Here is a 12,291-nt window from a genome sequence, read left to right as displayed (position 1 = left end):
CTCCCCACTGCCGTGGCGCGGCCGATCCGACAGGACGCCCGTGTCCACCAGCCCCCGCCCCACCCTCTTCGCCCTGCCCGGACTCGGGCTCGACGGCCGCGCCTTCGACGCGCTCGGCCGCGAGCTCGCCGACGTCGCGGACCTCGTCGCGCTCGACCTGCCCGGTGGATCCGGGACCTCGCTCGAGGAGATGACCGCTGCCACGATCCGCCGGATCCGCGAGCACGGCGCCTCCCGCTGGCTGCTCCTCGGGCACAGCATGGGCGGGAAGATCGCCTCGCTCGTGGCCTCGCGCACGGTCACCGGCCGCTCGGGCCTGTTCGGGCTCGCGGGCGTCGTGCTCCTCGCCGGGTCGCCGCTCTCGCCCGAGCCGATGGAGGAGGAGCGCCGCTCGACCATGCTCGGCTGGGTCGCCGACGGGCACCTCGACGAGGCGCAGGCGCGCGAGTTCGTCGACCAGAACGTCGGCTCGCCGCTGCCCGCCGACGCCGACGCGGAGGTGCTGGCCGAGCTGCGCCGCTACTCCCCCGAGGGCTGGCGCGACTGGCTCGAGCACGGCAGCCGCGAGGACCGCACCGGAGAGGCCGCCCTCGGGGCCGTGCCCGCGCTCCTGATCGCGGGCGGTGAGGACGGCGACCTCGGCGCCGACGCGCAGCGCCGCCTCAACGGCTCCCTCTACTCCCGTGCCCGGCTGCTCACGCTCGCCGGGGCGGGCCACCTGCTGCCGTTCGAGCGCCCGGTCGAGGTGGCGGCGGCGATCCGCCGGTTCTGGGAGGAGGAGGCCGGCACGGCGCCGTCGGTTCCGGCCGACGTCGGCGCGGCCATCGCCTCCGCCCGGACCTCCACGCGGGTGCGCGGGCTGCTGGCCGTGCGCGCGCTCGCCGACGACCCGGAGTACGCGCCGCGCGCCCTGACCGTCGCCCAGCTCGCGGAGCTGCGGGCGATCGCCGACCGGGTCGTCCCTCAGGAGGGCGGCCGGATCGACCTGGCCGCGCGGGTGGACACGCAGCTCGCGAACGGCGAGGGCGACGGCTGGCGCAACGCCGACCTGCCGGCCGACCCGATCGCCTACGGTCTGGCGCTCGACACCCTCCGGGGCTTCGCCGGCCTCGGCCCCGCCGAGCAGGACGCGCGCCTCACCGCGATCGCCGACGGCTCCGCGGAGCCCGGCGACCGCTCGGCCGGCGGGCTCGGTGCCGAGCAGCTGACCGCCTGGTTCGAGGACTGCCGCGTCGACCTCGTGAAGCAGTGGCTGGCGCACCCCGCGTCGATGGCGCGGATCGGCTACGACGGCTACGCCAGCGGCGGCGACACGCTGCCGCTCGTGACGGGCTTCCGCCTGCTCGGCGCCGACGACCGCGAGACCTGGGAACCGACGACGAGGAGTCACCGATGAACACGACCGGCATGCGCCGCTTCCCGCTCGACGAGACGGTCGACGCCGTCGTGATCGGCACCGGGGCCGGCGGAGCGCCCCTGCTCTCGGTGCTCGCCGCTCGCGGGCTGCGCGTCGTCGCCCTCGAGGCCGGGCCGCACTTCGATCCGCTCGGCCACACCGCCGACGAGACGGCGGCCGTCGAGATCAACTGGATGGAGGAGCGCCTCAGCGGAGGCGAGACCCCCACCGCCTTCGGGCAGAACAACAGCGGCCGCGGGGTCGGCGGCTCGACGCTGCACTGGGGAGCGTTCACGCCCCGCCCCGACCCGCGCGATCTGCGGCTCCGGAGCGACTCCGGCGTCGGCCGCGACTGGCCGATCGAGCACGCCGAGCTCACCGCGTACATCGAGAAGGTGGAGGCGACGATCGGAGTGGCGGGCCCGGCCGAGTACCCGTGGGACCCGTCGCGCCGCTACCTGCAGGGCCCGCTCGCGCGGAACGCCTCGGCCGACATGATGCTGCGCGGCTGCGCGGCGATCGGGATGCGCGCGACCGACGCGCCTGCCGCCGTGCTCAGCGGCCCGCGGGACGACGGCCGCCCCTCCTGCGTCAACTGCGGCCAGTGCCATCAGGGCTGCCGGACCGGCGCGAAGACGAGCATGGACGTGACCTACCTGCCGGAGGCGGTGCGGGCCGGTGCCGAGATCCGGGCCGACTCGTTCGTGCACGGGATCGAGCTGGACGCCGCGGGACGCGTGTGCGCCGTGGTCTACACGAGCGGCGGAGTGGAGCACCGGCAGCGCTGCTCCGCCCTGTTCCTCTGCGCGGGCGGCGTCGAGACGCCCCGGCTCCTCCTGCACACCGGCATCGCGAACAGCAGCGGCCAGGTGGGCCGCAACTTCCTGGCGCACGGGGCGACCCAGGTCTGGGGCACCTTCGAGAACGAGATGCGCGGCTACCGCGGCTACCCCTCCTCGGTGATCACCGAGGACACCGTCCGCCCGGCCGACGCGGACTTCGCGGGCGGCTACCTGATCCAGAGCCTCGGAGTGATGCCGCTGACCTACGCGACGACGCTCGCCCGCGGCGCGGGACTCTGGGGCCGCGATCTGATGGACGCGCTCGACGGATACCGCTTCGCGGCGGGCGTCGGGATCAACGCGGAGTGCCTGCCCGCCGACGGCAACCGGCTGGAGCTGACCGACGAGCTGGACGAGCACGGGGTGCCGAAGGCGCGCATCACGTTCTCGGCGGGCGCCAACGAGGAGGCGATCGACCGGCACGCGATCCGGACGATGACCGCGATCGTGGAGGCGGCCGGCGCGACGAGCACGCGGGTGATGGCGCGCACGGCGCACACGCTCGGCACCGTGCGGATGGGCACCGACGCGGGCGACGCCGTGATCGACGCGGACGGCCGCAGCTTCGACGTGCCGAACCTCTGGGTGTGCGACAACTCGGTGTTCCCGAGCGCGCTGATCGCGAACCCGGCGCTCGCGACGATGGCGCTCTCGCTGCGGACGGCGGCCCGCTTCCTGGCGGCGTAGCGTCGCGGCTGCGGGGCGGGACGACGGGCTCCTGCGCGTCGCCGACTGACCGAGGGCGTGCCCGGACTGCGCGCCTGGACTGCGCACCCCGCCGTATCAGCCGTGGGGCGGTGCGGGCGCCAGCGCAGTCGCGAGACGCCCTGACCGAACGGCGGGCCGTCGCGACGGCGCTCGACGGAGGTTCGGCGCGCGCTGAGGTGCTGAGGTGCTGACGTGCTGAGGTGCTGAGGTGCTGAGGTGCTGAGGTGCTGAGGTGCTGCATCGTGGTGGCCGAACGGCGGCAGGGCGCAAGGCGGCGGCACGGCCCTGGTGTCGGCACGGCGTCAGGCGACGGACGGTGCGGCCCCGGTGACGGTCCGCGCCTCAGCGGCAGTGGTGCGGCGGTGGTGCGACGGTGCGGCCGCGTGAACCCGAGCGAAGGCGCAGATCCGAGCGTCAGCGGCGCGGCGGTAGGTCGCTGAGCACTCGCCTCCGAGCGACAGCACGGCCCGATCACCAGTGCGAACCCGCGCAATGCGCCGAACCCGCCCGACAGCCGATTCCCTCAGGGGTGCACGGCAGCACGGCGGAACGGCAGAACGGCAGAACGGCAGAACGGGGGCGGCCGGTCCGCGAACCTCGGGGTCGCGGGCGGGCTTGGACGGAGCCGTGCCTCGAGGCCCGGCGGGCGCGTGGTGATGCGGCGGCCGGTGGGGGTGGTCCAGTCGGCGGTGCCGTCGGGGTGGAGGACGTAGGTCCAGCGGTCGCCGTGCCGCACGTGGTGGTGGGCGACGCAGAGGCTGGCGAGGTTGCCGGGGTCGGTGCCGCCGCCGTTTCGCCACTCGACGACGTGGTCGGCCTCGGCACTCGCGGCGGAGCGGGTGCAGCCGGGGAAGCGGCAGGTCACGTCGCGGAGCTGGAGGAGGAGCCGCAGCTCGCGGTGCGGCAGTCGGCGTGTGCGCCCGACCGAGAGGACGGCGCCCGTCCGGGGCTCGGTCAGCACGCGGGTGACGGTCGTGGGGACGAGGCTCCGGGCGACGTCTGCCGGGATCGGGCCGTAGCCGTCGAGCTCGGCGGAGGCGTCGTCGGCGCCGGACGCGGTGCTCGCCGACAGGGTGACCCGCACCTCGGCGCGCACGCCGGTGACGAGGGTCGGAACGGGCCGATCGGCACCGACCGAGTCGGGCGCCGTGCCGATGACGTCCGCCTCGCAGAGGAGGTCGGCCAGAGCGTCGGCTCGCAGCTGGGCGAGGGTCCGCTCGTCGCCCGCTCCGGAGATCGCGTCAACGTAGCACGCCCCGGTGATTCCGGTCGGCTCCGCCCCGGTCGTCCCGCTCGACTCCGCCCCGCAGGAGCCCGCATCCGTGGCGGCAGGCGGCTCCGCCCCCGCCGGCCCCTCGGCGCCGTCGCGGAGGATCCGGGCGATCCGGTCGAGGCGGCTGTACGCCCCCACGGCGACCGGGGCGGGGAGGAGGGCGCAGAGCGTCGCCATGCCATCGACCTCGGGGGTCAGCCAGACCGCGCGGTCCTCGCGGGCACGTCGGTGGCGCTCGGCGAGGGGCTGCTCGTGGAGCTCCTCCCGCAGCCGCGCCAGAGCGCGCCGCAGCTGGGTCGGCGTGGTGCGGGCCGCGAGCTCGGCCGCCCGCGTATCGAACGCGGCGCGGGAGCCCAGAGGCAGGGTGGCCGCGACGGCGCAGACGACCTGGCCCGCCTCCCAGCGCAGGCGAGCCCCGGCGAGGGCGGCGCGGGTGGCCGGCAGGTCTTCGACGAGAAGGCGCGCGTGGTCGAGCTCGCGGGAGGCGACCCGCTCCGAAACTCTGAGGGCGACCGCGAACTCCGCGCGGATCGACCGCTCGGCGAGGTCGCTCGACGCGTGCGGCGCCGAGCCGCGGGCGAACGACTCCGGATGCTCGAGCGCGGCCCGGTGCCCGGCGTGCAGCTCCTCGGCCGCGGCCAGGAGCAGCGGGGACGCCGAACGGGCCAGCGCGGCGGCCCGGTCGCCGCGAGCACGCACCTCGCTGAGCACCGCCTCCGCTGCTGTCGACCCGCTGATCATCGTCATACGTGTATTCAATCAGCGACCACCGACACGGAAGCGACGGATCGTCACATCCGTGGGGAACCGGCGTGAAGCCCTCCTGTGGAGGGAGGGATCACCGCCGCCGACGCCGCACATCCCAGCCGTCCTCGGAGCGGCGCGCGCAGGACACCGGCGCAACACCCCGCCACACGCCCCCGCTCACCCGAACCGCACCGCCTCACGCCCCCGCTCACCCGAACCGCACCGCCTCACGCCCCCGCTCACGCGAACCGCACCGCCTCACGCACCCGCTCACGCGAACCGCACCGCCACTCGCACCCGCTCACGCGAACCGCACCGCCTCACACGCCCCCGCTCACCCGAACCGCACCGCCACACACCCCCGCTCACCCGCACCGAACCGCACCGCCTCACGCACCCCCGCATCCCCGCGCACCCTCAGCCTCACGCGAACCGCCCCGCCACCTCCGCCAGGCACTCCCGGAACACCCGCACGGCCGGCGACGCCAGCTGCGCCTCGCGCTGGGCGGTGAAGATCGTGCGGCGGGGCGTGCCGGGCAGCTCGAGGAGGCGGCAGTCCGGCGCCTCGCCCGCCCAGACCAGGTCGGGCATCAGGGCGACGGCGTGGCCGGAGGCGGCGAGGCGGATCTGCGCCTGCAGGTCGGCGGTCTCGAAGCGGACGTCCGGCTCGAAGCCCGCGACCCGGCAGGTCTGCTCGGCGAAGTGGCGGCTCGCGGTGCCGCGCGGCTCCATCACCCAGGCGGAGTCGCGGGCCGAGGCGAGGTCGACGACGGCGGAGTCGCGGCTCACGGCGAGGCGGATCGCGTCGGACGTCAGGTCGCTGCGCACCAGTCCGGGCAGCCAGGAGGTCGAGTGGCCGGGGTACTGCTCGGCGACGACGAGATCGAACTCCCGCGCCCACGACGTCTCGTGCAGCGCACCCTCGGGCTCGCGCTGCACCATCTCGACGCGCACCTCGGGGAAGCGGTCGGCGACGGCCCGGAGCGCACCCGGCATGAGCGCGAGCGCGGCCGACTGGAACACCGCGACGCGCACCCGGCCGGTCACCGACTCCCCCGAGGCCGCGAGCGCCGCCTCCGCCCGCTCGAGCAGGGCCATCACCTCGCCGGCCGCCTCGACCAGGATCTCGGCCTGGGGCGTGAGCTGCACGCGCCGGCCCGCCTTCCGCAGCAGCTCGACGCCGGCCTCGCGCTCGAGCACGGCGAGCTGCTGCGAGACGGCGGAGGGACTGTAGGCGAGGGCCTCGGCCGCGGCGGCGAGAGTGCCGCGGATGGCCACCTCGCGGAGCAGGACCAGGCGGCGGACATCGAGCACGGCGTCTCTCCGATCGTTCAGCTGAGCTGACCGGTACCGATAAGGAACGGTCGCTTCTGCTCAACGGTAGTCGGTCGAATACTGAAGGCACCCACCTCAGAGCAGAAGGACTGCACCATGACGGATCTCGCCAGCCCCGCTCTCGCCACCGGCCCCGCCGCCGACGGCCCGTCCGCCGATTCGATCGATCCCCGCCTGGTCGACGAGAGCGTCGCCCTGGTGCGGCGCTGGCTGCGCGAGGCGTCCGCGATCCCGATCGACGCCTCCGGGGCGCAGCTGGCGGGCGTGCTGAAGGACCCAACCGGCCTGGACTTCACGGTCGGCTTCGTCGACGGCGTCGTCCGACCCGAGGACACCCGCGTCGCGGCGGCGGCGCTGAAGGCGATCGCGGGCGGCGTGCCGTCCTTCCTCCCGGCTCCGATGCGCGGCGCGGTCGCCCTCGGCGGCGTCATGGCGCCGCTCCTCCCGGACGTCGTGGTGCCGATCGCGCGCCGGGTGCTGCGGCGGATGGTCGGCCACCTGATCATCGACGCGACCGACTCGCGCCTGGGCCCGGCCATCGCCGGGATCCGCCGCGACGGCGTCCGGCTCAACATGAACCTGCTCGGCGAGGCCGTCCTCGGCCGCGAGGAGGCCCACCGCCGCCTGGAGGGGACGCACCGGCTCCTCGCCCGCGACGACGTCGACTACGTCTCGATCAAGGTCTCCTCGAGCACCGCCCCGCACAACCCGTGGGCCTTCGACGCCGCGGTCGACGACATCGTGGAGGAGCTGGCGCCGCTGTTCGCCCGGGCCGCCGCGTCCTCGCCGCAGAAGTTCATCAACCTCGACATGGAGGAGTACAAGGACCTCGACCTCACCATCGCGGTCTTCACCCGCATCCTCGACCGGCCGGAGTTCCTCGGCCTCGAGGCCGGCATCGTGCTGCAGGCCTACCTGCCGGACGCGCTCTCGGCGATGATCCGCCTGCAGGAGTGGAGCGCCGCCCGCCGGGCCCGCGGCGGCGCCGGCATCAAGGTGCGCCTGGTCAAGGGCGCGAACCTGCCGATGGAGCAGGTCGAGGCCTCGGTCCACGGCTGGCCGCTGGCGACCTGGAGCAGCAAGCAGGACTCCGACACGAACTACAAGCGCGTCGTCGACTACGCGCTGCACCCGGAGCGGATCCGCAACGTGCGGGTCGGCGTCGCCGGGCACAACCTCTTCGACGTCGCGTACTCGTGGCTGCTCGCCGGCACCCGCGGCGTCCGCGAGGGGATCGAGTACGAGATGCTCCTCGGCATGGCCCAGGGCCAGGCGGAGGCTGTGCGCCGCACGGTCGGCTCGCTCCTGCTCTACACGCCGGTCGTCGCGCCGGCCGAGTTCGACGTGGCGATCGCGTACCTGATCCGCCGGCTGGAGGAGGGCGCGTCGAGCCAGAACTTCATGTCGGCCGTCTTCGAGCTCGAGGCCGACCCGGCGCTCTTCGCGCGGGAGGAGGAGCGGTTCCGCGCCTCCGTCGCCGCCCTCGACGGGGCAGTCCCCCCGGCGCACCGCGTGCCCGACCGGTTCGCCGCGAGCGGCCGTCCGGGACCGGGCGACTTCCGCAGCACCCCCGACACCGACCCGTCCGTCGCCGCGAACCGCGAGTGGGCGCAGGCGATCCTCGCGCGCGTCCCCTCCTCCCGGGCCGGCGCCGACGCGATCGAGGCCGCCACGATCGGCACCCTCGACGAGCTGGAGTCGGTGCTCTCCGGCGCCCGCGGCAGCGGCTGGAGCGACGTCCCGGCCGAGGAGCGTGCCCGCATCCTGCACCGCGCCGGCGACGAGCTGGAGGCGCGCCGCGCCGAGCTGCTCGAGGTCATGGCGGCCGAGGGCGGCAAGACCCTCGACCAGGGCGACCCCGAGGTCTCGGAGGCCGTGGACTTCGCCCACTACTACGCCGAGCGCGCCCTCGAGCTCGACGCGGTCGACGGCGCCCGCTTCCACCCGGCCGCGCTGACCCTGGTCGCTCCGCCGTGGAACTTCCCGGTCGCGATCCCGGCCGGCGGCGTCCTCGCGGCGCTCGCGGCCGGCTCCGCCGTGGTGCTCAAGCCCGCCGGTCCGACCGCGCGCTGCGGCGCCGTGGTGGCGGAGGCGCTGTGGGCGGCGGGCGTGCCCCGCGAGGCCCTGCGCCTGCTCCGCCTGCCGGAGGAGGAGCTGGGGCGCGACCTGATCGCCTCCCCGCAGGTCGACCGGGTGATCCTCACCGGCGCCTACGAGACGGCGGAGCTGTTCCGCTCCTTCCGGAACGACCTCCCGCTGCTCGCCGAGACGAGCGGCAAGAACGCGATCGTGGTCACCCCCTCGGCCGACCTCGACCTGGCGGTGAAGGACGTGGTGGCGAGCGCCTTCGGGCACGCGGGCCAGAAGTGCTCCGCCGCCTCGCTCGTCGTGCTGGTGGGCTCCGTCGCGCGCTCGAAGCGGTTCCGCGCGCAGCTGCTCGACGCGGTCTCCTCCCTCACGGTCGGCTACCCGACCGATCCCGCGACGCGGATGGGGCCGGTGATCGAACCCGCCGAGGGCAAGCTGCTGCGCGGCCTGACCGGGCTCGGCGCCGGTGAGACCTGGCTGCTGCAGCCGCGGAGCCTCGACGACTCCGGACGCCTGTGGAGCCCCGGCGTCCGCGACGGCGTGCGCCGCGGGTCCGAGTTCCACCGCACCGAGTACTTCGGGCCGATCCTCGGGATCATGACGGCGGCGACCCTCGACGAGGCGATCGCGATCGTCAACGAGGTCGACTACGGGCTCACCTCGGGCCTGCACGCGCTCGACCCGGAGGAGATCGGCACCTGGCTCGACGGGATCGAGGCGGGCAACCTCTACGTGAACCGCGGGATCACCGGGGCGATCGTGCAGCGCCAGCCGTTCGGCGGCTGGAAGAAGTCGGCGGTCGGCCCGGGCACCAAGGCGGGCGGACCGGACTACCTGCTCGGCCTGGGCTCCTGGACCGCGGCGCCGTCGGAGGCGACCGCTCCGGTCGTCGGACCGGCCGCCCGCCTGCTCGCCGCGTCGCGCGCGGAGCTCTCGGCGGAGGAGCAGGCCGCGGTGGAGCGGACGGCGCGCAGCTGCGCGGCGGCGTGGGCCGCGGGCGCTCCTCGCGACGTGACCGGGCTGGAGGCGGAGCGCAACGTCTTCCGCCGCCTGCCCTACGACTCCGCCGTGCTGGTGCGCCTGGCCGCCGGGGAGCCGCTGGGCTCGCTCGTGCGGGTGGCCGTCGCAGCGGCGACCGCACAGGCACGGGTGGTCGTCTCGAGCGCCGTGACGCTGCCTCCGCAGCTCGCCGCCGGTCTCGACGAGGCGGCCGGCGCCGTCGTGGTCGAGGACGACGCGGCGTGGGAGGCGCGGGTGCGCGCCCACGCCGCCGGACGGGTGCGCCTGCTGGGCGCGTCCGCCACGACGGTGACGGCCGTGACGGGCGGACGCCCCGACCTCGCGGTCTACGCCGGCCCGGCGACCGAGGCGGGCCGGCTGGAGTTGCTGCCGTTCCTCCGCGAGCAGGCCGTGTCGATCACGGCCCACCGCTTCGGCACGCCGGACCACCTCACGGACGGGCTGCTCTGACCGGCGTGATCCGACCGGCGTGATCCGACCGCCGAGATCCGACCGCCCGCCGCGAGATCCCGCTCCGGTACGCCCGCTCCCGCGCGTCGCGTACCGGAGCGGCGTCTCGCGGGAGAGGGCGACGGAGGGACGACGGGGCGGAGAGGGATCAGCCGCAGGCCGCACGTCAGTCCGCGTCAGCTCCGCGACGGGGCCGCAGGGGTGGAGCGCGCGTCGTTGCTGGTGCGCGGGCCCTCCGGGAGGAGCGCGGCGCGTCCCCCGCCCGATCGACGGCGGCGGCCGGGGTCAGCAGGATGTGCGCATGACCCGCCAGGAGAACGGCCGGCGCACCGCCGCGCCCGCCCGCGCGCCACGCACGCGCCCGACCGTCGGCTCCGCCTTCGACCCGCGGTCGAACAGCATCAACGCCCTGCGGCTCGGGCTGGCGGTCCTCGTCATCGTGTCGCACTCCTTCCCCCTCGGCGGCTACGGCGACGACCCCGGGTTCGGAGGCTCGACCCTCGGCGCCTGGGCGGTCGGCGGGTTCTTCGCCACCTCCGGCTTCCTGATCACCGCGAGCCGGCTGCGCTCGCGATCGCTGGTCGACTTCCTCTGGCGGCGCTTCCTCCGCATCTATCCCGCCTTCCTCGTCTCGCTCCTGGTCGTGGCCTTCGTCGCCGCACCGCTCGCGTCGCTCCTCCTCGGAGCCGGCGAGTACAGCGCGGCCGGGGCGGTGCGCTTCGTGGTCGCCAATGCGGCCCTCTACATCCGGGAGTACGGGATCGCGGGGATGCTCGGCTCCGTGCCCTACCCGGGCGCGTGGAACGGCTCGCTCTGGAGCCTGTTCTACGAGTTCGTCAGCTACGTCGTCATCGGCCTGCTCGTCTCCCTGGCGCCAGCGCGCTGGGTGCGGCCCCTCGTGGTCACGGGATTCGCGGGCCTCACCCTCGTCGCGGCGGTGCTCGCGACGGACCTCGTCCCGTTCCCGGCACCCCTCAACCAGACGGTGACGCTCGTCGGGTACTTCCTCGCCGGCGCGCTCGTGCACCTGTACCGCGACCGCCTCCCCCTGACGGGCGCGCTCGCCGCCGTCGCGGCCGCGCTGCTCGTCCTCGTGATCGCAACCGGCCTCTACCGCGTGCTCGCCGGCCTCCCCCTCGCCTATCTGATGGTCGCGCTCGGCGCCCGGCTCCCCCTGCGTCGGGTGGGCGCGACCCACGACGTCTCCTACGGGATGTACATCTACGCGTTCCCCGTGCAGCAGCTGCTCTCGCTGGCGATCGTCGGAGCCGGAGCCGACGTGCCGCTCTGGGCCTACATCGCGCTCTCGGTCGCAGCGACGGTCCCCCTCGCGTGGGCGAGCTGGCTGCTGGTCGAGCGCCCCGCGATGCGGCTGAAGCGCCTCACCGCCCGGGCTCCCGTCGACGTCGAGGGCCACGTCCTGCGCTGAGAGCCCGGAGCCGAGAGCACGGAGCCGCGAGCCCGCAGCCGTCCTCGCACATCCGCCTGCCCGCAGCCGTCCACGCCCGGTCGCGCCCCCGGAGCCGCCCGCCCGCAGCCCCCGCCGGTACCCGCGAGCCCCGCGCAGCCGCCGGACTCCGACTCTCCGCGTCAGCCGTCCCAGCCGCCGGGGAGGTCGCGGACCACCCGCCAGCGCGGGTCGAGCTGCGTCGCCGCCCCTCCGTTCCACGCGCGGCTGTGGAACCACGGCGCGATCACCTCGGCGCCGCCGTGCACGTGGTCGCCGAGATGCGCGCCCCAGTACGAGAAGGTCGAGTTCGTCAGCACCAGGCGGCGGGACGCGGCCAGCAGGGCGAGCTGCTGCGGCACCGGCGTCCCCGCCCCCGGGAAGCGCACCTCGAGGCCCTCGAGGACGCGGGCCAGCTTCACCCGGCACCAGTCGAGGTCGTCCGACACGATCAGGACGCTGCGCACGGGCTCCCGCTCGCGGGCCAGGGCGAGCGCCGCGTCGACGTACTCGACCACGTCGAAGGAGTAGCGGCCGCGGAAGGCCGGGACGCTGTAGTAGTCGCCGCGCCGGATGTTCACGGTGAGGTCCGCCTCCGGTCGCGCCGCCGCCACCAGAGCGGTGAACGGGCCGCCGGGCGGGAGCAGCATCGTCGCGACGAAGTCCGCCAGCTCATCCGTCGTGAACTCCACGCCGAGCTCCTGGTGGACGCTCCCGAGCTCGCGGGGGCTGAAGAACGACATCTCCGCCGGGGGCACCACGAGCTCCTCGAGGACCCGCGGGAAGACCTCCGCCCACTCCGCGGTCCTCCGCGTCGCGCGCACCGCGGTCGGCACCCCGCGGCTCCGGCGGGCGTGGGCCTGCAGCCAGAAGTAGGCGAGGTTCCCGACCCCGAACGACTCGCCGGGCAGCAGCACCGTCGTGCCCCGTCGGCGGAGGGGCGCCAGCAGCGCCGAGCGGACGTCGCCGAGCGTCACCACCGCGG

The 12,291-nt window shown here is 75.2% G+C and carries 7 protein-coding genes; 4 read left to right on the top strand and 3 right to left on the bottom strand.

Features of this window, described 5'->3' with window-relative positions; all coding sequences use genetic code 11:
* The first annotated feature begins 40 nt into the window (after positions 1-40).
* Complete coding sequence (locus C5D50_RS06455; protein ID WP_181137314.1) at positions 41-1,396, top strand: alpha/beta hydrolase; 1,356 nt, start codon at positions 41-43, stop codon at positions 1,394-1,396.
* Positions 1,393-2,925, top strand: coding sequence for a GMC family oxidoreductase (locus tag C5D50_RS06450; RefSeq protein WP_104283088.1), 1,533 nt, complete (start codon positions 1,393-1,395; stop codon positions 2,923-2,925). Before C5D50_RS06455 ends, C5D50_RS06450 begins: the two co-directional genes overlap by 4 nt.
* A 544-nt stretch (positions 2,926-3,469) precedes the next feature.
* Here the strand turns inward: C5D50_RS06450 and C5D50_RS06445 are convergent.
* Positions 3,470-4,966 (bottom strand): HNH endonuclease signature motif containing protein, encoded by a 1,497-nt coding sequence (locus tag C5D50_RS06445; protein WP_104283087.1) that lies wholly within the window; start codon positions 4,964-4,966, stop codon positions 3,470-3,472.
* 423 nt (positions 4,967-5,389) lie between these two features.
* Entirely contained in the window at positions 5,390-6,280 is an 891-nt protein-coding gene (locus C5D50_RS06440) for a LysR family transcriptional regulator (RefSeq protein WP_104283086.1), read from the bottom strand.
* A 117-nt stretch (positions 6,281-6,397) separates the two neighbouring features.
* On the opposite strand from C5D50_RS06440, the gene C5D50_RS06435 reads away from it, so the two are divergent.
* On the top strand, positions 6,398-9,859 hold the full coding sequence (locus C5D50_RS06435; protein ID WP_104283085.1) for a bifunctional proline dehydrogenase/L-glutamate gamma-semialdehyde dehydrogenase: 3,462 nt from the start codon (positions 6,398-6,400) through the stop codon (positions 9,857-9,859).
* A 301-nt stretch (positions 9,860-10,160) separates the two neighbouring features.
* Positions 10,161-11,288 (top strand): acyltransferase, encoded by a 1,128-nt coding sequence (locus tag C5D50_RS06430; protein WP_104283084.1) that lies wholly within the window; start codon positions 10,161-10,163, stop codon positions 11,286-11,288.
* 161 nt (positions 11,289-11,449) lie between these two features.
* Here C5D50_RS06430 and C5D50_RS06425 read toward each other — a convergent pair whose 3' ends face one another.
* On the bottom strand, positions 11,450-12,283 hold the full coding sequence (locus C5D50_RS06425; RefSeq protein ID WP_146086954.1) for an alpha-1,2-fucosyltransferase: 834 nt from the start codon (positions 12,281-12,283) through the stop codon (positions 11,450-11,452).
* Positions 12,284-12,291 lie beyond the last annotated feature (8 nt).

Source organism: Rathayibacter sp. RFBD1 (genome assembly GCF_002932915.1).
Lineage (GTDB): Bacteria > Actinomycetota > Actinomycetes > Actinomycetales > Microbacteriaceae > Rathayibacter.
Note: the sequence above shows the minus strand (reverse complement) of the source record. Positions and strands in the feature narration are given on the sequence as shown.